22 protein-coding genes are annotated in these 23462 nt (G+C 71.5%); 9 read left to right on the top strand and 13 right to left on the bottom strand.

The features are described 5' to 3' along the window. Positions 1 to 209: 209 nt before the first annotated feature. Together IE109_RS10660 and IE109_RS10655 are read left to right on the top strand one after the other, a co-directional pair. On the top strand, positions 210 to 1985 hold the full coding sequence (locus IE109_RS10660) for an LCP family protein (RefSeq protein WP_189550529.1): 1776 nt from the start codon (positions 210 to 212) through the stop codon (positions 1983 to 1985). 29 nt (positions 1986 to 2014) lie between these two features. Further along, on the top strand, positions 2015 to 3718 hold the full coding sequence (locus IE109_RS10655) for an LCP family protein (protein WP_189550528.1): 1704 nt from the start codon (positions 2015 to 2017) through the stop codon (positions 3716 to 3718). Between the two features lie 34 nt (positions 3719 to 3752). On the opposite strand, the gene IE109_RS10650 is transcribed toward IE109_RS10655, so the two are convergent. Next, positions 3753 to 4781 carry a glycosyltransferase family 2 protein gene (locus tag IE109_RS10650; protein WP_189550527.1) on the bottom strand — a complete coding sequence of 343 codons (1029 nt, stop codon included), beginning with the start codon at positions 4779 to 4781 and terminating at the stop codon, positions 3753 to 3755. A gap of 122 nt (positions 4782 to 4903) precedes the next feature. Between IE109_RS10650 and IE109_RS10645 the strand changes: the two genes are divergently transcribed. Beyond that, positions 4904 to 6406, top strand: coding sequence for an LCP family protein (locus IE109_RS10645; protein WP_444545556.1), 1503 nt, complete (start codon positions 4904 to 4906; stop codon positions 6404 to 6406). 319 nt (positions 6407 to 6725) lie between these two features. On the opposite strand, the gene IE109_RS10640 is transcribed toward IE109_RS10645, so the two are convergent. Next, a complete protein-coding gene (locus IE109_RS10640) occupies positions 6726 to 7262 on the bottom strand; it encodes an acyl-CoA thioesterase (RefSeq protein ID WP_189550525.1) in 537 nt (178 codons plus the stop codon). Between the two features lie 119 nt (positions 7263 to 7381). On the opposite strand from IE109_RS10640, the gene IE109_RS10635 reads away from it, so the two are divergent. After that, the gene (locus IE109_RS10635) at positions 7382 to 8623 is read left to right on the top strand and encodes an LCP family protein (RefSeq protein WP_189550524.1); all 1242 of its coding nucleotides are present in this window, start codon (positions 7382 to 7384) and stop codon (positions 8621 to 8623) included. Positions 8624 to 8648: 25 nt separating this feature from the next. On the opposite strand, the gene IE109_RS10630 is transcribed toward IE109_RS10635, so the two are convergent. Genes IE109_RS10630 through IE109_RS10620 form a run of 3 tightly spaced genes read right to left on the bottom strand, consistent with a single transcriptional unit; the run spans position 8649 to position 9842 of the window. Beyond that, positions 8649 to 8825 carry a DUF397 domain-containing protein gene (locus IE109_RS10630; protein WP_189550523.1) on the bottom strand — a complete coding sequence of 59 codons (177 nt, stop codon included), beginning with the start codon at positions 8823 to 8825 and terminating at the stop codon, positions 8649 to 8651. A gap of 1 nt (position 8826) precedes the next feature. Further along, positions 8827 to 9009 carry a DUF397 domain-containing protein gene (locus IE109_RS10625; RefSeq protein WP_189550522.1) on the bottom strand — a complete coding sequence of 61 codons (183 nt, stop codon included), beginning with the start codon at positions 9007 to 9009 and terminating at the stop codon, positions 8827 to 8829. Further along, positions 9006 to 9842 (bottom strand): helix-turn-helix domain-containing protein, encoded by an 837-nt coding sequence (locus tag IE109_RS10620; RefSeq protein ID WP_189550521.1) that lies wholly within the window; start codon positions 9840 to 9842, stop codon positions 9006 to 9008. Before IE109_RS10620 ends, IE109_RS10625 begins: the two co-directional genes overlap by 4 nt. 134 nt (positions 9843 to 9976) lie before the next feature. Here IE109_RS10620 and IE109_RS10615 point away from each other — a divergent pair, with 134 nt between their 5' ends. Then, positions 9977 to 10417: an ATP-binding protein gene (locus IE109_RS10615; RefSeq protein WP_189550520.1), complete on the top strand. Its 441-nt coding sequence runs from the start codon at positions 9977 to 9979 to the stop codon at positions 10415 to 10417. A gap of 44 nt (positions 10418 to 10461) precedes the next feature. Here the strand turns inward: IE109_RS10615 and IE109_RS10610 are convergent, their stop codons facing one another. Further along, positions 10462 to 11109 (bottom strand): hypothetical protein, encoded by a 648-nt coding sequence (locus tag IE109_RS10610; protein WP_189550519.1) that lies wholly within the window; start codon positions 11107 to 11109, stop codon positions 10462 to 10464. 111 nt (positions 11110 to 11220) lie between these two features. Beyond that, the gene (locus IE109_RS10605; protein WP_189550518.1) at positions 11221 to 12378 is read right to left on the bottom strand and encodes an acyl-CoA dehydrogenase; all 1158 of its coding nucleotides are present in this window, start codon (positions 12376 to 12378) and stop codon (positions 11221 to 11223) included. A gap of 179 nt (positions 12379 to 12557) precedes the next feature. Between IE109_RS10605 and IE109_RS10600 the strand changes: the two genes are divergently transcribed. Together IE109_RS10600 and IE109_RS10595 are read left to right on the top strand one after the other, a co-directional pair. Next, positions 12558 to 13901 carry a UDP-glucose dehydrogenase family protein gene (locus IE109_RS10600; protein WP_189550517.1) on the top strand — a complete coding sequence of 448 codons (1344 nt, stop codon included), beginning with the start codon at positions 12558 to 12560 and terminating at the stop codon, positions 13899 to 13901. 48 nt (positions 13902 to 13949) lie between these two features. Next, positions 13950 to 14330, top strand: coding sequence for a VOC family protein (locus tag IE109_RS10595; RefSeq protein WP_189550516.1), 381 nt, complete (start codon positions 13950 to 13952; stop codon positions 14328 to 14330). 85 nt (positions 14331 to 14415) lie between these two features. On the opposite strand, the gene IE109_RS10590 is transcribed toward IE109_RS10595, so the two are convergent. The 4 genes from IE109_RS10590 to IE109_RS10575 form a co-directional block, all read right to left on the bottom strand. Continuing rightward, positions 14416 to 15489 (bottom strand): dipeptidase, encoded by a 1074-nt coding sequence (locus IE109_RS10590; protein ID WP_189550515.1) that lies wholly within the window; start codon positions 15487 to 15489, stop codon positions 14416 to 14418. A 234-nt stretch (positions 15490 to 15723) separates the two neighbouring features. Further along, positions 15724 to 16914 (bottom strand): dipeptidase, encoded by a 1191-nt coding sequence (locus IE109_RS10585; RefSeq protein ID WP_189550514.1) that lies wholly within the window; start codon positions 16912 to 16914, stop codon positions 15724 to 15726. Beyond that, positions 16911 to 17435, bottom strand: coding sequence for a 5-(carboxyamino)imidazole ribonucleotide mutase (purE, locus tag IE109_RS10580; RefSeq protein WP_189550593.1), 525 nt, complete (start codon positions 17433 to 17435; stop codon positions 16911 to 16913). Before purE ends, IE109_RS10585 begins: the two co-directional genes overlap by 4 nt. Before the next feature lie 4 nt (positions 17436 to 17439). Next, the gene (locus IE109_RS10575) at positions 17440 to 18579 is read right to left on the bottom strand and encodes a 5-(carboxyamino)imidazole ribonucleotide synthase (protein WP_189550513.1); all 1140 of its coding nucleotides are present in this window, start codon (positions 18577 to 18579) and stop codon (positions 17440 to 17442) included. A 117-nt stretch (positions 18580 to 18696) separates the two neighbouring features. Between IE109_RS10575 and IE109_RS10570 the strand changes: the two genes are divergently transcribed. Then, on the top strand, positions 18697 to 19221 hold the full coding sequence (locus IE109_RS10570) for a GtrA family protein (RefSeq protein ID WP_189550512.1): 525 nt from the start codon (positions 18697 to 18699) through the stop codon (positions 19219 to 19221). A 121-nt stretch (positions 19222 to 19342) separates the two neighbouring features. Here the strand turns inward: IE109_RS10570 and IE109_RS10565 are convergent, their stop codons facing one another. Then, entirely contained in the window at positions 19343 to 20620 is a 1278-nt protein-coding gene (locus tag IE109_RS10565; RefSeq protein ID WP_189550511.1) for a sensor histidine kinase, read from the bottom strand. A gap of 9 nt (positions 20621 to 20629) precedes the next feature. Next, entirely contained in the window at positions 20630 to 21307 is a 678-nt protein-coding gene (locus IE109_RS10560) for a response regulator transcription factor (RefSeq protein ID WP_189550510.1), read from the bottom strand. Between the two features lie 482 nt (positions 21308 to 21789). Here IE109_RS10560 and IE109_RS10555 point away from each other — a divergent pair, with 482 nt between their 5' ends. Beyond that, positions 21790 to 23310, top strand: a complete 1521-nt coding sequence (locus IE109_RS10555) for a peptide MFS transporter (protein ID WP_189550509.1) — start codon at positions 21790 to 21792, stop codon at positions 23308 to 23310. The last annotated feature ends 152 nt before the right edge of the window (positions 23311 to 23462 follow it).

The following is a 23462-nucleotide window of genomic DNA, read 5'->3' as shown; positions in this document are numbered from 1 at the left end:
AAGACACCGCCGCAGTCCATGCGGATTGGGCGGATTGCCCGCTTGTAAGAGGCGTGGAATTTGTCACGGACGTCGCCCCGCGCTGAACTGGGCGGATAGTGTGACGCGATCCGGTGCACCCGGCCGCGAGGTCGCGCACTCAAGGATCGTGGAACCGAGCGCCTGGGGGGAGGCGCCTCGCGTGGCACCGACGGAGGACTCAGGCAACCGTGGACGCGCACAGCCGTGGACGGGCGGACGACATCGACCCCGCCGACCAGTGGGTACTCAACCCGCAGACCGGTAACTACGAACTGCGACTGGACCAATCCGCTGGGCAGTCGTCGCCGTCGGCTCAGTCGTCCCGGAGCACCGGCCGCCGGGGCGCCGCCACTTCGAGGACCTCCCCCTCCAAAGCCTCCGGCGCGGCCGGCCCGGCGTCCTCGGCCGGCAGCCGCACGGCCGGCGTCCCCGGCCAGCGGCGGCGCCGCGCGCCCGGCGCCCCGGACGGGCCGGGGCGCGGCGGCGGTACGCCGTCGGCGGCCGGGCGCCGCAAGCGCAAGCCGGAGAAGTCCCGCAAGAAGAAAGCCCTGATGTGGACGAGCGGCGTGACGGCCGGCGCCGTCGTCGCCCTCGCCATCACGGCGTTCGCCTATTACGAGCACCTCAACGGCAACATCAGCACGGTCGACATCGCGGGCGCCGGCAGCGGCGGCTTCAAGAAGGACCAGGCCATCAACATCCTGGTCATCGGCACGGACAAGCGGACCGGCGACGGCAACGAGGGCTACGGCGACAAGAACAGCGCCGGCCACGCCGACACCACGATCCTGTTCCACGTCTCCAAGGACCGGACGAACGCCACCGCGATGTCCATCCCCCGGGACCTGATGACCGACATCCCGGACTGCGAGACGAAGACGCCCGAGGGCACGAAGGTGATCCCGGGCGAGCAGCGTGTCCGGTTCAACACCAGCCTCGGCCAGGCCGGCCGCGACCCGGGCTGCACCATGCGCACGGTCAAGGAGATCACCGGACTGACCGTCGACCACTTCATGATGGCCGACTTCAACGCGGTGAAGACGCTGACGACCGCGATCGGCGGTGTCGAGGTGTGCGTGGGCAAGGACGTCGACGACAAGCGCTCGAAGCTGAAGCTGACCAAGGGCAAGCACGTCATCGAGGGCGAGGACGCCCTGGCCTTCGTCCGGACCCGGCACGCGTTCGGCAACGAGAGCGATCTCGACCGCATCAAGACGCAGCAGCAGTTCCTGAGCTCGATGATCCGCAAGATGAAGTCGAACGAGACGCTCACCAGCCCGTCGAAGATGCTGGACCTCGCGGAGGCGGCCACCGAGGCCCTCACCGTCGACACGGGGATAGGGAGCATCAAGAAGCTCCAGGACCTCGGCAGCGAGCTGGCCAAGGTGAACCCCAAGAACATCACCTTCACCACCCTCCCGGTGGTCGACAACCCCGCCGAGACGGTCAAGGCGACCGTCGTCGTCAACCAGGAGAAGGCCCAGCCGCTCTTCTCGATGATGCGGAACGACATCTCGCTCACCGAGGTGAAGAAGAAGGAGAAGGACGCCAAGACCGCCCAGGCCGCCCTGCTCAAGGGAGCGCGGGCCGCGGCCTCCGAGGTACGCGTGGACGTGTACAACGGCAGTGGCAGGACGGGCGGCGCGCAGGCGACCATCAACTGGCTCCAGAACGACCAGGGCGTCCTCAAGTCCTCGAACAAGAGCAACGCCCCTCAGGAGATCGCCAGGACGACGCTGGAGTTCGCGCCGAACCAGGCCGACCAGGCACGTAAGCTCGCGGACCTGATGGGCCTTCCCGCCACGGCGCTGAAGCAGGGGACGGCGGACGCCGGGGAGACGGAGCCGATGAAGCTCACTCTCGGCGGGGACTTCAAGGGCGCGGGGGTGCCCATCGCCGGTCCGGCGAAGGCGCCGGACGGTGTGCAGAAGGTAGTGGCAGACAAGCAGGTGTGCGCCGAATGACGCACGCCTGAGCGACAGGGGGACCTGGGGTGGGACAGAGCAGCGTGCGTGGGGAGGGAACGAGGGACCGCGTTCCGCACGCCCGTACCGGCGGCTGGGAGGACGGTCACCGCGGTGACCCGTCGTCCGGCGACACGGAGGACCCGGCAAGACCGGCCGGACCCCCGGCGAGCGGCGCGGACGGCGGCCGGGGCCACCGCCGTGGCGCCGGCGGTGGCGGCGGCGGACGGCGCCGCGCGGGAAAGGGCGGCGAGAGCCGGACCGGCAAGCGGCGGGTGCTCCGGTGGAGCGCCGCCGTGCTGTCGCTGCTGATACTGGGGACGGCCGGCGCCGGTTACCTCTACTACGAACACCTCAACAGCAAGATCAAGAAGGAAGACCTGACGCTCGGCAAGAACGGGATGCCCGAGCACCGGGCGAACTCCGCGGGCCAGACCCCGCTGAACATCCTGCTGATCGGCTCGGACGCCCGGAACTCCAAGGCGAACCAGGAGCTGGGCGGCGGCAGGGACACCTTCGACGGACCTCCGCTCGCCGACGTGCAGATGCTCGTGCACCTCTCCGCCGACCGCAGCAACATCTCCGTGGTCAGCATGCCGCGCGACACCATGCTGCGGCTGCCGGAGTGCCGGGACGCCAAGGGCAAGGTCTACCCCGCGCGGGAGTTCGCGCAGACCAACGAGTCGCTGGACCGCGGCGGTCCGGGCTGCACCGTGGCCACCTGGGTCGAGCTGACCGGCATCCCCATCGACCACTTCATGATGATCGACTTCGCGGGTGTGGTGTCGATGGCCGACGCGATCGGCGGCGTACCCGTCTGCGTCGACAAGAACATCGAGTCCCGCACCAGCGACGGCAAGGGCTCCGGGCTGAAGCTCGCCGCGGGCACGCACCCCATCAAGGGCGAGCAGGCGCTCCAGTGGCTGCGCACCCGGTACGGCTGGGTCGGCGGGACCGACCTGGAGCGCGCCAAGGCCCAGCACATGTACATGAACTCGATGGTCCGCGAGCTGCGCAGGAACGCGAAGCTCACCGACCCCAACAAGCTGCGCAAGCTCGCGGAGGCGGCCACCGAGGCGCTCACCGTGGACAAGGGGCTCGACACCATCGGCAAGTTGTACGACGTGGCCGAGCAGCTCAAGAGCGTGCCCACCGGCCGCATCACCATGACGACGATGCCGAACTTCTACTCGACCCGTAAGCCGGGCAAGGTCGAGCCCACGCCCGGTGAGGCCGAGGAGCTGTTCCGGATGATCCGCGAGGACATCCCCCTCGACGGCAAGCCGTCCAAGCGGGCCACGCCCACCGCGTCCAAGGACCCGGCGGCGGCGCCCGCCGAGACCGGGGTGACCGTGCAGAACGGCACGTACACCGACCAGTACGGCTCGGCCCAGGGCCGGGCGACCACGGTCGCCGGGCTGCTGGCCGCCAAGGGCTACACCCAGGCCAAGGCCGGTACGGCCGCGCCGCGGCAGGCCAAGACCCTCGTGCAGTTCCCGAGCGCGGACCTGGAGGGCGACGCGCAGGCCGTCGCCAAGTCGCTGGGCATCCCGGCCGGTTCCGTGAAGAAGTCCGGTACGGTCTCGGGCATCACGGTCGTCGTGGGCGCCGACTGGCGCGAGGGCGACACCTACCCGAAGCCGCCCAGGAACACGGGGAAGGCCCCCGGGTCGAACACCAGCAGGGCCGACCAGTCCGGCTGCATGACGGTCGACCCCGGCTTCACCTGGTGAACCGCCGGCGGCCGGAGCCGCCGGCTCCGGGCCGCTACGCCGCCGTCCGCACGACCGCCGGGCGGCGGCTGGCGATGACCTTCTTCGCGAGGGAGCGCGGGCTCGTGAGGAATCCGTACCCCCACGACATGTGCATCGTCGCCAGCGCCACCGGGATCCGCAGGCGCGCCTTCAGCGGCAGCCCCTTGCCGGCCGGGACCGAGCCCGCGGTGATCGCCGCCAGGTAGCCCGCCGGGACGACGAAGCCGAGCGGGGTGAGCGTCGCGCCCACCACGATGCCCGCCGCCATGGCGACGACGGCGGTCGGCGGGGCGAGGTAGCGCAGGTTGATCGAGCCCTGGTGGTAGCGGGCGACCACGTGCCGCCAGCGGCCGTAGTCCTTGTACTGCTTCGCCAGCGCCCGCACGCTCGGCCGGGGCCGGTACCGGACCCTCAGCTCCGGCGAGAACCAGATCAGCCCGCCCGCCTCGCGGATGCGGAAGTTCAGCTCCCAGTCCTGCGCGCGGATGAACTCCTCGTTGTACCCGCCCTGCTGCTCCAGCGCCTCGCGCCGGAACACGCCCAGGTACACGGTCTCCGCCGGACCCGCCTCGCCGCCGGTGTGGAAGGCCGCGTTGCCGACGCCGATCCTCGAGGTCATCGCCGCGGCGACCGCGTGCTCCCAGTCGTTCTCGCCCTCGGCGTGCATGATGCCGCCGACGTTCTGCGCGCCGGTCTCCTCCAGGAGGCGGACGGCGGTGGCGATGTAGTTCGGCGACAGCAGCCCGTGCCCGTCGACCCGCACCACGATCGGGTGGTGCGACGCCTTGATCGCGGCGTTCAGCGCCGCGGGCGTGCGGCCGGTCGGGTTGGGCACCGTGTGGACGCGCGGGTCCTCGCGCACCAGCTCGGCGGCGATCTCGTCCGTACGGTCCGTGGACGGCCCCAGCGCGATCACCACCTCCATCTCGCCGTCGTACTCCTGCTCGAGGATGTGACGGACCGAGGCGCGCAGGTGCCGCTCCTCGTTGAGGACCGGCATGATCACGGAGACCGGGGGCGGAGGCGAGGGCGTGGCGTTCATCGGCGCCACGTTACCGCGAACGGGGGACAGCGGTGCGCGCCGCCCGGGTGGCGCGGACGGTCGCTGATCGTATGGGCCTACTGTGCTCACCATTCCCCCAGCCGCCCGCGGAGGTGTCCTTCGTGCCCACGCCGCCCCGCCGTCCCGTCCCACCCCGGCCGCCCGCGCCCGGACGGCCGAGACGGGCTCCGGCGGCGGCGCCGGCCGTCCGGCGGGGGCGGCCCGAGCGGCCCCGCCCCGAGCGGACCCCGTGGGGCATGCGGATGGCGACCGCCCTGTCGGTGCTGGTCCTCGCGGCGGGAGGCGTGGGGCACGCGATCGTGACGAGCCTGGACACCGAGATCGGCCGGGTCGACCCGTTCAAGGACATGAAGAACCGCCCGGCGCCCGGGCACGGCACCAACATCCTGGTGGTCGGCACCGACGGGCGCGACCGGATCACCCCGTACGAGAAGGAGAAGTACCGGCTGGGCGGCGCCCCCTGCCGCTGCACCGACACGATCATGCTGGTGCACATCTCCGCCGACCGCAGGCGGGCCAGCATGGTGTCGCTGCCCCGCGACTCGTACGCCGAGATCCCGCCGCACACCGACGCCACCACCGGCAAGTACCACCACCGGCACCCGGTGAAGCTCAACGCCGCGTACGCGGAGGGCGGCCCGAACCTGACCGTGCGGACCGTCGAGCACATGACCGGCATCAAGGTCGACCACTACCTGGAGCTGGACTTCACCAGCTTCATGCGGACCGTCGACACCATCGGGGGCGTCGAGATCTGCACCGCGAAGCCGATGAAGGACGCCTACACCGGCCTCGACCTGCCGGCCGGCACGCACAAGCTCGACGGCGGCCGGGCGCTCCAGTACGTGCGCTCCCGCCATGTCGACGGGGCGTCCGACCTGGGCCGCATGCAGCGGCAGCAGCGGTTCATGGCGGCCCTCATCGACCAGGCCACCAGCAACGGCACCCTGCTGAACCCGGTGCGGTTCCAGCAGGTCGTCACCTCGATGCTCGGTTCGGTGCGGGCCGACCAGGGGTTCGGCGCGGAGCAGATGCTGGCCATGGCCAAGGCGATGCGCGGCTTCACGGCGGCGTCGTCGGAGTTCACCTCCGTACCCGTCAGTGACACCAGCTTCCCCGTGAAGGGCATCGGCTCCACGGTGAAATGGGATCCGGTGAAGGCCAAGCGGCTGTTCGCGGCGGTACGGGCGGACAAGCCGCTGGCCCCGTACGCGCCGCGCAGCGCGGTCCGCAAGAGGCTCGTGGAGGTCTCGCCGCAGCAGATCCGGGTGCAGGTCTACAACGGCACGATGGTGCACGGCCTGGGCGCCCGGGCCGACACGGCGCTGCGGGCGACCGGGTTCCGGACGAGCGCCGCCGCGCTGAACTGGCCACGGCGTGACGTGTCCCGCACGGTCGTCTGGTTCGACCCGCGCTGGGACCGCTCCGCCCGCTCGCTGGCCACGGCACTGCCGGGCTGCCGGCTGCTCCCGGTGCATGGGCAGGGCGCGCTGTTCAAGGTCACGATCGGCGCGAATTTCGCGGGCGTCCTGCCGGTGCGGGCCGAGGACGCCTTCCAGGGCGAGTTCGGGGCGGTCACGGGCGACCAGGTCATCTGCACCTGACGGCCCCCTTGGTCGCGGGAAGCCGTCCTCCGGCGCGGGTGGGCACGACGGGCCGGACGGTGTCCTTGGCCCGGTGGCCCGGTGGCCCGGTGGCCCGGTGGCCCGTGGCGCGGTGGCCGGTGGCCCGTGGCGCGGTGGCCGGTGGCCCGTGGCCCGTGGCGCGCCGGTGGGGGTGGGCCGGGGCCCCTCCGGGCTCACCTCCTCGGGGCCGGCGGCCTCGGGCCCCGGAAAAGGAGCCCACCCGTCGCCTCCGGCCCCTGCGGGGGCGACCCTGCACGGCCCCGGCCCGGCAGTACGCCGGCCGCGGACCGTGGGGCGTTCAGTCGTCGATGCCCTCGGCCGCGCGCTGCTCGCGGAGTTCCCTGATGGCCCGGCGGCGGGCCAGCCGGTGTGTGCGGCGGATCTGCGCCTCCTGATAGCGGCGCTTGTCGCGCTCGGTCTCCGGGACGACCGGCGGGACGGCACGCGGCTTGCCGTCCGCGTCGACGGCGGCGAAGACGAGATAGGCCGAGCCGACCTGCGTCGCGGGCGTGGACTCGTTCCAGCGCTCGGCCAGCACCCGGACGCCGACCTCCATGGAGGACCGGCCGGTCCAGTTGACCTGGGCCTTCACATGGACCAGGTCGCCGACGCGGACCGGCTCCAGGAACACCATCTCGTCCATCGACGCGGTCACGGCGGGCCCGCCGGAGTGGCGCCCCGCGACGGCGCCCGCCGCGTCGTCCACCAACTTCATGATCACGCCACCGTGCACGGTGCCGAGGAGGTTGGTGTCGCTGCCGGTCATGATGTGGCTGAGGGTGGTGCGGGAGGCCGAGGTGGGCTTTCCCTGCAGCTCGGGGGCCTGATCTGTCATGCCCTCCACCCTATGCCCGAGTCCGTCCCGGCCCTCATTGCATCAGGTTCGCTACAGCCCTGGCCCGATTTCCCACCCACCCTGTCGGGCCACCGGAGGCGGCCTGCACACTGGTCCGCATGAACGATGGATGGACCGACGACCGCAACGCGCGGTACGGCCGCGGCAGCGCCGACGCCCAGCCCGAGGGCGCCCGGGTCATGCGGCACGTACAGCGCCCCGCCGCACCGCCGCAGCGCCCGCCGGTCCCCCACCAGCAGTCGCAGGGTTACGACGCGTACGACAGCGGCTACAACACCGGGCAGGTCTACGGCAGCCCCGCCGGGGGCGGTCGCGGCGGCGGCCGGGCCGACCGCGGCTCGGTCCGCGCCCCGGGCCCTGCCCCCGACTGGCGCCGCCGCATCAAGGTCGGGTCCATCGTGGCGCTGGTGGCCGTGCTCGGCACGACGATCGGCACGTACTTCTGGGCCGACGGCAAGGTGCGCCGCGAGGTCGACCTCGCCAAGGTCATCGACCGCCCCAAGGAGGGCGACTGCACCACGTACCTGATCGTCGGCTCCGACAGCCGTGAGGGCATGACGGCCGAGGAGAAGAAGAAGCTGCACACCGGTTCCGCCGAGGGCAAGCGGACCGACTCGATGATGATCCTGGCGGCCTGCGGCAGCGGCAACACCATGATCTCGCTCCCCCGCGACTCCGACGTGGAGATCCCGAAGTTCGTCGGCTCCGAGTCCGGCAAGACCTTCCCCGCCCAGGGCCGCCGCGTGAAGCTGAACGCCGCGTACGCCGAGGACGGCCCCGAGCTGCTGGTCCGCACCGTCGAGCACAACACCGGGCTGCGCATCGACCACTACGCCGAGATCGGCTTCGCGGGCTTCGCCAACATCGTCGACGCGCTCGGCGGCGTCGAGATGGACATCCCGAAGGCCTTCAAGGACAAGAAGTCCGGCGCCGACTTCCAGGCGGGCAAGCAGACCCTCAACGGAGAGCAGTCCCTCGCCTTCGTCCGCACCCGGTACGCGTTCGCCGGCTCGGACCTGGACCGGACGAAGAACCAGCAGAAGTTCCTGGCGACGCTGGCGAACCAGGCGGCGACGCCCGGCACGCTCCTGAACCCGTTCCGGCTCTACCCGACCCTCGGCGCCGGCCTGGACACCCTGATCGTCGACAAGGACATGTCCCTGTTCGACCTGGGTGAGATGTTCTTCGCGATGAAGGGCATCAGCGGCGGTGACGGCAAGTCGATGAACATCCCCATTTCGGGCAGCACGGGCGGCAACCTGGTGTGGGACAAGGCGAAGGTGCAGCAGCTGGTGCAGCAGATCCAGAACGACGAGAAGGTCACCGTCACGGGCAACTGACGGTGCCGCGTCCGGGGGCCGGAGATCAGCTCCCGGACGCGTACGTCACGAAGGTGGCCCAGGCGTCGGGCGCGAAGCCGAGCCGAGGGCCGGGCACGTTCTTGGAGTCGCGGACATGGACGGTGTCGGGCGCGGCGGCGACCTCGACGCACTCGGGGCCGTCCGCTGTGCTGTAGCTGCTCTTGACCCAGGCCGGCTCCACGTCAGCTCCCGGACGCGTACGTCACGAAGGCCGCCCAGGCGTCCGGCGCGAAGCCGAGCCGAGGGCCGGGCACGTTCTTGGAGTCACGGACGTGGACGGTGTCGTCCGCGGCCGCGACCTCGACGCAGTCGGGGCCGTCGTTGGTGCTGTAGCTGCTCTTGACCCAGGTCAGCTCGGCGTTCATGTCTCTCCCAGCAGTTTCTCGATGAAGGTCCGCGACAAGCGCGGCGTGAGCGCCTGTGCCCTGATCATGCCGTACCGCATCTCAAGGATCTGGACCTCCTTGGGATCGCTGATCAGACGGCTCGTGAGCTGCACTTCGATGTGTCCCACCGCCGTGCCGTCGCTCAGCTTGAGCACCCGGTGGGAACCCGCCAGCCCCGCGTGCTCCTCCGTCTCCGTCGGCATGACCTGGATCTCCACGTGCCTCAACGCGCTGATTTCCAGCAGGTGTTCGAGCTGGTGGCGCAGCACCATTCTGCCCCCGATCGGCCGCCTCAGGGTCGCCTCTTCCTGGACAAAGGTCAGGAGAGGTGCCGGTTGCCGCGCGAAGACCGACTGCCGGGCCATCCGGGCCGCCACCAAACGCTCCACCTGGTCCTCGGAGAACGCGGGTCGCCGCTCCCCGTAGAGAGCGCGGGCGTACTCCTCGGTCTGGAGCAGCCCGTGCACCACGCCTGCGGCATAGGCGCCCATCTCGACCGCGTCGGCCTCCAGCTTGGCCAGGTCCCGGACCTTCTTCGGGTACCTGGCCTCCGCCACGTCCTTCTTCATCGCCGCCAGCTTGCCGCCCGCGCCCAAGACCTCGTCCGCCCTGTCCAGGAACTCCGGCTTGGGGATGCGCTTGCCGGCCTCCACCTTGTAGACCTGGTTCTCGCCGTACCCGATGGCCGCGCCCAGGTCCGCCGCGCGCATGTTCGCGGCCTCGCGCCACAGCCTGACCTGCCGTCCGACCGCCGCGATCACCGCTCCGGAGTCGTCCTCCAGGTCGATGTCCTGTTCCGGTTCGTCCGCCATGAGTGATCCGCCTCCGCCCGTGTCGGTGTGCGCCGCCGTACCGGATGGACAGGGCCGTGCACCGGCTGGACAGTCACTGTCCGTACACGCGTCGCTCTGGTCAGCGTAAGCACGGGACGGCCACGCTGAGTCACGTGAACCTGGAAATCACCCGAACCGAACCTTCCGCTCCCGCCCGGCAGTTCACCGTGCTGCTCTCCCCCACCCGCCGTGGCGCCCGCCTCGCCCGCCTGCTGACCGCGGCCCAACTGACCGACTGGGGCCTGCCGTCGGAGTCGGCCGCGCAGATCGTCGCCGAGCTGGCCGCCAACGCCGCCTTCCACGGGCGTGTACCGGGCCGGGACTTCCGCCTGGATCTCATCGTCGAGAGCGGAGGGAAGCGGCTGCGGATCGCGGTCACGGACACGCGCGGGGACCGGTTGCCGTCCGGTCCCGGGGACCTGGGCGCACCGGTCGACGACTCCGAGTACGGGCGCGGTCTGCTGATCGTCGAGGCGCTCGCCGACAGATGGGGCGTCACGGCGGGACCCGTGCCCCGCAAGACCGTCTGGGCCGAGCTCGACCTCGTACCGTGACCGGTCGCACCCCGGGCACCGGGACACGCCGACCGCCCCGGCCGTCAGGCCGCGAACGGGTTCGCGTGGCCCGGGAGCTGCTGGCCGGGGCGCAGGAACCGCTGCCGTCCGGTCTCGTCCCGCACCGGGGTGAAGCCCGCTTCCCGGAGGCGCTCGGCGACGCGCTGCCGGCGGACCTCGCTGATCTTGACGCCTCCCACGAGGAGGGCGGCCAGCGCCGCGCCGCCCGCGAGGGCGCCGACGTACATCTGGCAGATCAGCAGCGTCACCACCATGCCCGCCACGCAGAACCAGGCGAAGCCCATCTTCCGCGCGCCGGCCATCTGCGTCATGACGTCGAACCCGATGCGGTCCTTCATCCGGGCGACCGCCTCGGCGGCCTCGGCGGTCGGCTTGAGCGTTCCCGGCTGAAGGCCGGGCACCGTGCCGCCCATGCCCGCCCGCGGGTGCGCGGCGATGGTCGCCGCCTCCCGGGCGCGGGCCTCGGGCGCGGGGTCGCGGTACAGGTGGACGGCGAGGGTCTGGCTGTTGTGGCCCTCGCGCCGGGCCTCGCCGTACTCGAAACCGTAGTGCTCGGCGACGTGGGCGAGGGTGGCGGCCCTTCCGGCGTGGGAGAACTCGTTGGTGACGACCACGACGTCCTGGGTCGCTATCTGCTTGAGCAGTGCGGAGATCTGACGATCCACGCTCATGGGGCTTCCACCTCGTGCTGTGCTGGTTGTGCGGCAGCGCAGCCTAACCGCAACGGCCCCCGGCGATGCGCCGGGGGCCGTCCTGTGCGGTCGCGGGGTACCGCGGGGGTACTACGGCAGGTTGCGGGCCATGACGATCCGCTGGACCTGGTTGGTGCCCTCGTAGATCTGGGTGATCTTGGCGTCGCGCATCATGCGCTCGACCGGGTAGTCACGGGTGTAGCCGTAGCCGCCGAGCAGCTGGACGGCGTCCGTGGTGGCCTCCATGGCGACGTCGGAGGCGAAGCACTTCGCCGCCGCGCCGAGGTAGGTCAGGTCGGCGTCGCCGCGCTCGGAGGCCGCGGCGGCCTGGTAGGTGAGGGCGCGGGCGGCGGAGATCTTCATCGCCATGTCGGCCAGCATGAACTGGATGCCCTGGAAGTCGGCGATCGGCTTGCCGAACTGCTTGCGCTCCTGGACGTAGCCCTTGGCGTAGTCCAGGGCGCCCTGGGCGATGCCGAGTGCCTGCGCGGCGATGGTGATGCGGGTGTGGTCCAGCGTCTTCATCGCGGTGGCGAAGCCGGTGCCCTCCTCGCCGATCATGCGGTCGGCGGGGATGCGGACGTTGTCGAGGTAGACCTCGCGGGTCGGGGAGCCCTTGATACCGAGCTTCTTCTCCGGGGCGCCGAACGACACGCCCTCGTCGCCCTTCTCGACGACGAAGGCGCTGATGCCCTTGGAGCGCTTGGTCGGGTCGGTGACGGCCATCACCGTGTAGAACTCGGACACGCCCGCGTTGGTGATCCAGCGCTTCACGCCGTTGAGGACGTAATGGTCGCCGTCGCGGACCGCCTTGGTCTTCATGCCGGCGGCGTCGGAGCCCGCGTCGGGCTCGGACAGGCAGTACGAGAACATCGCGTCGCCCTTGGCGAGCGGGCCCAGGTACCTACGCTTCAGCTCCTCGGAGCCGGAGAGGATCACGGGCAGCGAGCCCAGCTTGTTGACCGCCGGGATCAGTGAGGACGACGCGCAGACGCGGGCGACCTCCTCGATGACGATCACGGTCGCGAGGGCGTCCGCGCCCGCGCCGCCGTACGACTCGGGGACGTGGACGGCGTGCAGGTCGGAGGCGACGAGCGCGTCCAGCGCCTCCTGCGGGAACCGCGCCTCCTCGTCCACCGCGGCGGCGAACGGCAGGATCTTGGCCTCGGCGAGCGAGCGGACGGTGTCCCGGAGCATGTCGTGCTCCTCGGACGGGCGGTACAGATCGAAGTCAGGCGTTCCCGCCACTTTCTCTCACTCCCCTGGGCTGCTGCTAACTACCGTTAAGTAACCCGAATTTTAGTAGGCCGGGCGGAGCCCGGCATACGTGAGTTTGACGACAGCGCCCGTCCCGGGGGAACGGTGCCCGGCGCCGGGCCCGACTATGCTCGGGCGCGCACTCCCTCCCGTACGTCAATGGAGCACCGATGGCCCTCAAGATCACCGTGATCGGCACCGGATACCTCGGCGCCACCCATGCGGCGGCCATGGCGGAGCTGGGCTTCGAGGTACTCGGGCTCGACGTGGTCCCCGAGAAGATCGAGATGCTCTCGGCGGGCCGTGTCCCCATGTACGAGCCGGGGCTCGAAGAGCTGCTGCGCAAGCACGTCGCCGGGATCGAGGGCTCCACCGGGCGGCTGCGCTTCACCACCTCCTGGGAGGAGGTCGGCGAATTCGGCGACGTCCACTTCGTGTGCGTGAACACGCCGCAGAAGCAGGGCGACTACGCGTGCGACATGCGGTACGTCGACGCCGCCTTCGGCTCGCTGGCCCCGCACCTGCGGCGGCCCGCGCTGGTCGTCGGCAAGTCGACCGTGCCCGTGGGCAGCGCCGAGCGGCTGGCGCGGCTCCTCGCCGACCGGGCGCCGGTGGGCGCGGACGCCGAGCTGGCGTGGAACCCGGAGTTCCTGCGCGAGGGCTTCGCCGTGAGCGACACCCTGCACCCCGACCGGATCGTCGTGGGCGTGGAGAGCGCGGCGGCGGAGAAACTGCTGCGCGAGGTGTACGCCACTCCCATGGCGGAGGGGTCGCCGTTCGTGGTGACCGACTTCCCGACCGCGGAACTGGTGAAGACCGCCGCGAACTCCTTCCTGGCGACCAAGATCTCCTTCATCAACGCCATGGCGGAGGTCTGCGAGGCGGCGGGCGGTGACGTCGTCAAGCTCGCCGAGGCGATCGGGTACGACGAGCGCATCGGCGCCAAGTTCCTGCGGGCCGGGATCGGCTTCGGCGGCGGCTGTCTGCCCAAGGACATCCGGGCGTTCATGGCGCGCGCCGGCGAGCTGGGCGCGGACCAGGCGCTGACGTTCCTGCGCGAGATCGACTCCATCAACATGCGGCGCCGCGGCCAGATGGTCGGCATGGCCCGCGAGGCCCTGGGCGACGGCACGTTCCTCGGCAAGCGGGTGGCCGTGCTGGGCGCGACGTTCAAGCCCGACTCGGACGACGTGCGGGACTCGCCCGCGCTGAACGTCGCCGGCCAGATCCACCTCCAGGGCGGTCAGGTCACCGTGTACGACCCGAAGGGCATGGACAACGCCCGGCGCCTGTTCCCGACGCTGGGGTACGCCGACAGTGCCCTGGACGCGGTGCGGGGCGCGGACATCGTGCTGCACCTGACGGAGTGGCGCGAGTTCCGCGAGCTGGACCCGGCCGAGCTGGGCGAGGTCGCGGCGTCGCGGACCATCCTGGACGGCCGCAACGCCCTGGACGCGGAGCGCTGGCGCGAGGCGGGCTGGACGTTCCGCGCGATGGGCCGGCCCCGGGCCTGAGCCGCCCGCGGCAGGAATGGCGCCGTGCCGCAGGGGCACCCGGGCACCATGGCTCTTGCGACACTCGCCCTGACCGCGATCGACTGTCCCGAACCGCGCCGGCTCGCCGAGTTCTACGCCGCCGTCCTCGGCGGCGAGGTGAAGGACGACCAGACCGACGACGGCCACTGGATCGACCTGTACCTCCCCGGCGGGCAGCGCCTCGCCTTCCAGAAGGTGCCGGACCTGCGCCCGCCCGAGTGGCCGCGGGCCGACCGGAACTCCCAGCAGCTCCATCTCGACCTGGACGTCGAGGACATCGACGCCGCCCAGGAGCGGGTGCTGGCGCTGGGCGCGCGGCCGCTGGACGTCGACGACGACGGGGGCAAGCGGGGCTTCCGGGTCTACGCCGACCCGGCCGGGCACCCCTTCTGCCTGTGCCGCGCCTAGGGCGTGTCTTGCGGATCTTGCCGGGCTCGCGGGCGCCCTGGCACGCGCCCTGATCCGGCCTGATCCGAAAGACACGCCCTAGCGGTTACGCCGGTTGCGCGGCGTCCGCCGCCTCGCGCACCACGCGGGCCGCGTTGCCCCAGGTGAGGGCCGCGATGTCGGTCTCGGCCCAGTCGCGGTGCAACAGCTCCGCGATGAGGTTCGGGTACGAGGACGCGTCCTCCAGCCCGATGGTGTGCGGGGCGTCGGCGGTCGCGCCGAAGGAACCCGACAGCCCGACGCACTCCGGCCCGGCGACCTCGCGCACGTACTCCACGTGGTCGGCCACGTCCCACAGCGTGGCCGGCCGGTCGGCACGGCGGGTGACCTGGTCGGGCGCGAAGCTGACCATGCAGACCCCGCCGTTGCCCCGCAGGCGGCGCAGTACGTCGTCGGGGACGTTGGCGGCGTGCGGGGTGAGGGCCTGGGCCGCCGAGTGGGACAGGATGACCGGCGCCCTGGCCACGTCCAGGACCCGGTCCATCGTGGTCCCGGAGGCGCCCGAGAGGTCGACGAGGACCCCGAGGCGGTTCATCTCCCGGACCGCCTCCTCACCGAACGGCGTCAGGCCGGCGGGGTCGGCCGTCCAGCGCGTACCGGCGATGCCGACGCTGCGCACGCCGAGCGCGTGGTAGGCCCGCAGGGTGCCCAGCGAGTCGCCGAGCGCGGCACCCGACACGGGTCCCAGGAGCGACGCGATCCGGCCGCAGTCCCGGGCCTGCGCCATGTCGGCGGCCGTGAGGGCGAGCCGGAGGGCCTCCGGGCAGGACGCGATGAGGGTGCGCACCGCGTCTATTCGGTCCAGGGTCTCCTGCACGGCGGCGGGCCCCGGCGGTACGCACAGCGACCAGAACTGCGCGCCGACGCCGCCGGCGCGGATGCGCGGGATGTCGGTGTCCAAAAACGCCGAGCCGTGCTGGAGGTCGAGCCAGTGCGTCCGGTCGAGTTCCTGCGCGAGGGTGTTGTGGCCGTCGACGACGAGCTGCGCGGCCAGCAGGACGCGGGCCCGCTCGATGTCGACCTCGGCCGGGGTGGTCGCCTCGGCGAGTCCGTCGGAGGTGTCGTCGAACTCACCGATCGCAGAGGGTGCCGCACAGGGGTGGTCCTGAAGGTCTGCCATGGGGGAGCTCCGCTCCGGACGAACGACGAGCCGACAGGGCCACGGTGACACGGGCCGGTACGGGGGTCTCGGCGGCGTACTCCGACCGGGTGACCCCGGTAGACCGGCGCCGTGCCGTGTGCCGTGTGCCGTGCGGCGCGTGACCGGGGCGTCTTCCGCCGATCGGGCCAGGCCCACGGCCGGGTGAAGCCACCGCACCGCCCCGGTGCCGCGAGGGGCGGTGGGCCGGCGTGGTCAGGCGTCCAGGGACGCGAGCGTGGCGGTGGAGGGGGCGCGGGAGGACAGGGAGCGCGAGACGGACTCCGCGTCCCGGAGCACGCGCACCGCGTTCTGCCAGGTGAGCCGCGCGAGATCGGCGCGCGACCAGCGCCGGTGCAGCAGCTCCGCGATCAGGTTCGGGTAGCCCGACACGTCGTCCAGGCCCGCCGGGGTGAACGCGGTGCCGTCGAAGTCGCCGCCGATGCCGATGTGGGCGACGCCCGCGACCTCGCGCATGTGGTCGAGGTGGTCCGCCACCGTCGCGGCGGTGGCGACGGGGCGGGGGTTCGCCTCCTCGAACGCCGCGTGGACGCGCATCGCCTCCGGCGTGGTGTCCAGGGCGTGGAAGCCGTGCGCCCGCATGTTCTCGTCGGCCCGGCGGGTCCATTCGACCGCGGCGGGGAGGACGAACTTGGGGACGAACGTCACCATGGCGACGCCGCCGTTGCCGGGCAGCAGGGCCAGCACGTCGTCGGGGATGTTGCGCGGGTGGTCGCACACGGCGCGGGCCGACGAGTGGGAGAAGATCACCGGCGCCTCGGACGTGGCGAGGGCGTCCCGCATCGTGGTGTCGGCCACATGGGAGAGGTCCACCAGCATGCCGAGCCGGTTCATCTCCCGTACGACCTCGCGGCCGAAGGCGGACAGGCCGCCGACGCCGGGCGCGTCGGTCGCCGAGTCGGCCCAGGGGACGTTGTCGTTGTGGGTGAGCGTCATGTAGCGCACGCCCAGCGCGTACAGGGCCCGGAGGGTGGCCAGCGAGTTGTTGATGGAGTGGCCGCCCTCGGCGCCCTTCAGGGACGCGATGCGCCCCGAGGCCCGCGCCGCCTCCATGTCGTCGGCCGTCAGGGCCGGCGCCAGGTCGGCGGGGTGGCGGGCCAGCAGCCGGTCGACGCAGTCGATCTGCTCCAGCGTCGCGCTGACCGCGTCGTCGCCGGCCATTCCGGTGCGGACGTACACGGACCAGAACTGGGCGCCGACCCCGCCGGCCCGCAGCCGGGGGATGTCGGTGTGGAGCCGGCCGGTCTGGTCGGCCGCGACGTCGAGGTGGTCGAGGTCGTACCCGGCGTACTGGCGCAGCGCCCACGGCAGGTCGTTGTGGCCGTCCACGACGGGGTACGAGGCGAGCAGCTCGCGCGCCTCGTCCCGGAAACGGCCGGCCGTCACTTGGCGAAACCGAACGCCGGCGAGCCCTCGACCTTCGCCCGCAGTCGCTTGCCCTTCTCCGTGGCCTGGTCGTTCAGCTCCTGCTGGAACTCGGCCATGCGGGCGAGCAGCTCGGGGTCGGAGCTCGCGAGGACGCGGGCCGCCAGCAGTCCGGCGTTGCGCGCGCCGCCGACGGAGACGGTCGCCACGGGTACGCCCGCCGGCATCTGGACGATCGACAGCAGGGAGTCCATGCCGTCGAGGTACTTCAGGGGCACGGGGACGCCGATGACGGGGAGGGGCGTGACCGAGGCGAGCATCCCGGGCAGGTGCGCGGCACCGCCGGCGCCCGCGATGATCGCCTTCAGGCCGCGGTCGGCGGCGCGCTCCCCGTACGCGATCATCTCGCGCGGCATGCGGTGCGCGGAGACGACGTCGACCTCGTAGGGGATCTCGAACTCGTCGAGGGCCCCGGCCGCGGCCTCCATGACCGGCCAGTCGGAGTCGGAGCCCATGACGATGCCGACGAGCGGGGTGTCCATCGGGTTACTCAACGATCGTTCCTCGCAGGTAGCCGGCGGCGTGACGCGCGCGGTCCAGCACGTCGTCGAGGTCGTCGCCGTAGGTGTTGACGTGCCCCACCTTGCGGCCGGGCTTCACGTCCTTGCCGTACATATGGATCTTCAGCTGGGGGTCGCGGGCCATGCAGTGCAGGTAGGGCTGGTACATGTCCGGGTAGTCACCGCCCAGCACGTTGCACATGACGGTCCACGGGGCGCGGGGGCGCGGGTCGCCGAGCGGCAGGTCGAGGACGGCCCGCACGTGGTTGGCGAACTGCGAGGTGACCGCGCCGTCCTGGGTCCAGTGGCCGGAGTTGTGGGGGCGCATCGCCAGCTCGTTGACGAGGATGCGGCCGTCGCGCGTCTCGAAGAGCTCGACCGCGAGGTGGCCGACGACACCCAGCTCCTTGGCGATGCGCAGCGCCAGCTCCTGCGCCTGGCCGGCCAGCTCGGCCGACAGGTCGGGCGCCGGGGCGATCACGGTGTCGCACACACCGTCGACCTGCCGCGATTCGACGACGGGGTACGCCACGGCCTGGCCGTGGGGCGAGCGGACGATGTTGGCCGCCAGCTCGCGCACGAAGTCGACCTTCTCCTCGGCGAGGACCGGCACGCCCGCCAGGAACGGGTCACGGGCCTCGTCCTCGGAGCGGACGAACCACACGCCCTTGCCGTCGTACCCGCCGCGCACCGTCTTGAGGATGATCGGGAACCCGCCGGTCTCGGCGGCGAAGGCCGCCGCGTCGGCCGGGTCCGCCACGATGCGGTGGCGGGGGGACGGGGCGCCGATCGCGTCGAGCCTGGCCCGCATCACGCCCTTGTCCTGGGCGTGCACGAGCGCGTCGGGGCCCGGCCTGACGGGGATGCCGTCCGCCTCCAGGGCCCTCAGGTGCTCGGTCGGCACGTGCTCGTGATCGAACGTGATCACGTCACAGCCGCGCGCGAACTCACGCAGCGTGTCCAGGTCGCGATAGTCGCCGATGACGACGTCGCTCACCACTTGGGCAGCCGAGTCCTGGGGGGAGTCGCTGAGGAGCTTGAACTTGACACCGAGGGGGATGCCCGCCTCGTGGGTCATACGGGCCAGCTGACCGCCGCCCACCATGCCTACTACCGGGAACGTCACCCTCTTAGGGTATCCGGCCCGCGGAACCGGACGGTCTCCGTCCCCGAGCGGGGTCACGAGCGGGTGGTTAGCATGGCTTGGTTGACCCACTCGACCGGACGGGGCTGAAAGATCACCATGAGTGAACGAGGCGCACTGCGGGTGCGGCTGGACCAGCTCGTCCGCGAGATCGCCAAATTCGGTCTCGTCGGCGGTCTGGGGCTGCTGGTCAACATGGCGGTCTTCAACCTGGTGCGCCACACCACGGAGCTGCCGGTGGTCCGGGCCAGTCTGGTCGCCACGGTCGTCGCCATCGTCTTCAACTACGTTGGCTTCCGCTACTTCACGTACCGGGACCGCGACAAGAGCGGCCGGACGAAGGAGCTGACGCTGTTCCTGCTGTTCAGCCTGGTCGGGCTGGTCATCGAGAACGGTGTGCTGTACGCGGCGACGTACGGCTTCGGCTGGGACACCCCGCTGCAGAACAACTTCTTCAAGTTCGCCGGCATCGGTGTGGCCACCCTCTTCCGCTTCTGGTCGTACCGCACCTGGGTGTTCCGGGCGCTGCCGGTCCACCAGCCGGCGCCGCCCGCCGAATCGTTCCTGGAGCAGCGGCGGCACGAGCCGGAGCGGGCGGCCGAGCCGGTCGCGCCGCGCCGGTAGCGGACCGCCAGGGGCGGAACGCCGGCGGACCGCCCGGGGCCGAGCGCCGGCGGACCGTCGGGGGCCGAGCGCTAGCGGACCGTCGGGGGCCGAGCGCTAGCGGACCGTCGGGGGCCGAGCGCTAGCGGACCGTCGGGGACCGGTCGGGGGCCTTCTCCCCGCGGCCGCGCACCTCGCGGCTGAGGAACAGGGCGAAGACCGGGGGCTGCTGCTGGAGCAGTTCCAGGCGCCCGCCGTCCGCCTCGGCGAGGTCGCGGGCCACGGCGAGCCCGATGCCGGTGGAGTTGCGGCCGCTGATGGTCCGCTCGAAGATCCGCGCCCCCAGGTCGGGCGGCACGCCCGGCCCCTCGTCGGTGACCTCGACCACGGCCTGGTTGCCCGTGACCCGGGTGCGCAGGGCGACCGTGCCACCCCCGTGCATCAGCGAGTTCTCGATCAGCGCGGCGAGGACCTGGGCGACCGCCCCGGGGGTGCCGACGGCCCGCATGCCGACCTTGCCGGAGCGGACCACGGCCCGCCCGGCGCTGCGGTAGGCCGGCCGCCATTCCTCGATCTGCTGCTTGACGACCTCGTCGAGGTCGAAGGCGATCGCCGAGCCGGTGCGGGGGTCGCGCGAGTTGGTCAGCAGCCGCTGGACGACGTCGGTGAGCCGCTCCACCTGGGTGAGCGCGATGTGCGCCTCCTCCTTCACGGTGGCCGGGTCGTCGGTCTCGGAGATCTCCTCCAGCCGCATGGACAGCGCGGTGAGCGGTGTACGCAGCTGGTGCGAGGCGTCGGCGGCCAGCCGCCGTTCGGCGGTGAGCATGCGGGCGATCCGCTCGGCCGAGGCGTCCAGGACGTCGGCGACCCGGTCCAGCTCCGGCACTCCGTAGCGCCGGTGCCGCGGCCTCGGGTCGCCCGAGCCGAGCCGTTCGGCGGTCTCGGCGAGGTCGGTGAGCGGTGAGGCGAGGCGGTTGGCCTGGCGTACGGCGAGGAGGACGGCGGCGATCACGGCGAGCAGCGCCACGGCGCCGATGATCAGCAGGGTGCGGCCGACCTCGCGGGTGACGCTGGAGCGCGGCACCTCGACGGTCACCCGCTCGCCGCGCTTGCCGTCGGCGCTGCCGCGGATGACGCTGCCCTCGGGGCGGTCGCCGATCTCGATGGGGGCGCGGCCGGGCACCTCGATCAGGGCGTACCGCTTGGCGCCGCTCTGCTGGGCGAGGATGCCGGGGTTGACCGGCTCGCCGCCGACGAGCCGGCTCTCGACGATGCTGACCAGCCGGACGGCCTCGGAGTCCACGCTCTCCTGGGCGCTGCTGCTGATGGTGCGCGTCTCGACGATGACGAGGGAGACCCCGAAGACGGCGATGACGACGAGGACCACCGCGAGCGTGGAGTTGATCAGTCGGCGGCGCACGGTGCGTACCTAGCTCTTTTCGAAGCGGAAGCCCACGCCGCGCACGGTGGCGATGTAGCGGGGGTTGGCGGCGTCGTCGCCGAGCTTCTTGCGGAGCCAGGAGATGTGCATGTCGAGGGTCTTGGTGGAGGACCACCAGGTGGTGTCCCACACCTCGCGCATCAGCTGGTCGCGGGTGACGACCCGGCCGGCGTCGCGGACGAGGACGCGCAGCAGGTCGAACTCCTTGGCGGTGAGCTGGAGCTCCTCGTCACCCATCCAGGCGCGGTGCGACTCGACGTCGATGCGCACGCCGTGCGTCGCGGGCGCCGGGGCGGGCTCGCTGGCGCCGCGCCGCAGCAGGGCCCGGACGCGGGCGAGCAGCTCGGCGAGGCGGAACGGCTTGGTGACGTAGTCGTCGGCGCCCGCGTCGAGCCCGACAACGGTGTCGACCTCGTCCGCGCGGGCGGTCAGCACCAGGATCGGCACCGTCAGCCCGTCGGCGCGCAGCCGCCGCGCGACCTCCAGCCCGTCCATGCCGGGCAGCCCGAGGTCCAGGACGACCAGGTCGACATGGCCCTGCAGTCCGGCGTCGAGGGCGCTGGGTCCGTCCTCCCGCACCTCGACCTCGTACCCCTCCCGCCGCAGGGCGCGGGCCAGCGGTTCCGAGATGGATGCGTCGTCCTCGGCGAGCAGTACACGGGTCATGTGGTGATGGTAGTCCGCGCCGGACCAGCGACGCGGGGGGATCGCACGATGATCGGTATGCCCTGCGAGTATGGGATGTCATCCAGCGGAATACCTTCGAAACAGCGTGGATGGTTCCAGCGACACCTGTGATCCATCTCTCAAGTCCTTCCATATGCCGCCCTGTCGTGTCGTATGGTGGCGAGACGCCTGATGCACTATCCGGGGACCTTTGGACCACTACGCGCCAAAGGTCTCTTTCTGCGTGAGACCGGCCCGGCCGGTCTCGAGACAGTGAATGACCTGTCGGCCGGGCCCCGAAGCGCGATGTCGCCCGGGGTGTGGATCCCGGTGCGGACTGTCCCCCCGCCTCCGTACGCGTACGAGGGCGGACCCCTGTGGGCGTGGGGTGGGGCGGAGCCCGTGCCGGTGCCGGCCGCCCCCCACCGGGCGCGTGACCGCTCACGAAGCGCTGCGCGTCCCGAGCAAGCAAGGATCGACCCATGGCGTCCAGCCTGACGAAGGACTCGGCCCGCACCACTGGCGGAGAGAAGTCCTTCTTCGGCCACCCCCGCGGCCTGGCCACTCTGTTCCTGACCGAGATGTGGGAGCGCTTCAGCTACTACGGCATGCGCGCCCTGCTCGTGTACTACCTGGTCTCGGGCGGCGCCGACGCCGCCGTGGGCAGCCAGGGCGGCGGGCTCGCGATGACCGCGGCCACGGCCACGGCCATCTACTCCGTCTACGTGTCGATGGTCTACCTGATGGCCATGCCCGGCGGCTGGTTCGGTGACCGCGTCTGGGGTGCCCGCAAGACCGTCGCGATCGCCGGTGCCGTGATCATGGTCGGCCACCTGTCGCTGGCCCTGCCGGGCCAGGCGATGTTCTTCGTCGGCCTGATCCTGGTGGCCGCCGGCTCCGGTCTGCTGAAGGCCAACATCTCCACGATGGTGGGCCACCTCTACGAGGGCCCCGAGGACCCGCGCCGTGACGGTGGCTTCACGCTCTTCTACATCGGCATCAACCTCGGTGCCTTCGTCGCCCCGTTCGTCATCGGCACGATCGGCAAGGAGCACAACTGGCACTTCGGCTTCGCGCTGGCCGCGCTGGGCATGGGTCTGGGCCTGCTCCAGTTCCTGCTCGGCACGCGTCACCTGAGCCCGAAGAGCAGCGTCGTCCCGAACCCGCTGAGCCCGGAGGAGCGCCGCGCGGTGCTGCTCAAGGCCACCGGCGCCGTGCTGGTCCTCGCCGTCTTCTACGGCGTGGTCGTCGCCATGGGCGCGTACACCCTGAACTGGGCGCTGGTCCCGCTGACCCTCGCCGGCCTCGTCATCCCGGTCGCCGTCCTCGTCCGCATCAAGCGCGACAAGGAGCTGTCGCCGACCGAGCAGTCCAAGATGAACGGCTACATCTGGTTCTTCGTGGCCGCCGCCATCTTCTGGATGATCTACGACCAGGGCGGCTCGACCCTGTCGCTGTTCGCCGACGACAAGACCGCCGACAGCGTCTTCGGCTTCGCCTTCTCGGCCACCTGGTACCAGTCGCTGAACCCGCTGTTCGTCATGGCGCTGGCCCCCGTCTTCGCCTGGCTGTGGCTGTGGCTGGCCCGCAAGAACCAGGAGCCCAACACCATCGTGAAGTTCGCGATGGGCCTCGTTCTCGTCGGTGCGTCGTTCTTCGTCTTCATCGTCCCGATGGGCATGGCGGGTGACGGCACCAAGGTCTCGCCGATGTGGCTCGTCTCCATCTACATGGTCCAGACGATCGGTGAGCTGTGCCTCTCCCCCGTCGGTCTGTCGGTCACGACGAAGATGGCGCCGCAGAAGTACGCCTCGCAGATGATGGGCGTGTGGTTCCTCGCGGTCACCGCGGGCGACTGCACCACGGGGCTGCTCTCCCTCGCGGGCGTCGACCTGAACGGCACCGGGATCATCGCGATGGAGGCCACACTGGCGGCCCTCGCCGGTGCCGCGATCTTCATGTACCGCAAGAAGGTGCAGACACTGATGGTCGACGTGCACTGACGCCTGCGTCCGCACCCTGCCGGAGGGCCGCCGTACCGGATACGTCCGGTACGGCGGCCCTTCGCCGTGCCGGGCGTACCGTCGGAGCCCCTCGGGCTCCCGGGATTCCGTACGCCCGTCCCGGGGCCGGCCTGCCGGAGGGTCGCGCGGCG

Source organism: Streptomyces lavendofoliae, assembly GCF_014649735.1.
GTDB classification, from domain to species: domain Bacteria; phylum Actinomycetota; class Actinomycetes; order Streptomycetales; family Streptomycetaceae; genus Streptomyces; species Streptomyces lavendofoliae.
Note: the sequence above shows the minus strand (reverse complement) of the source record. Positions and strands in the feature narration are given on the sequence as shown.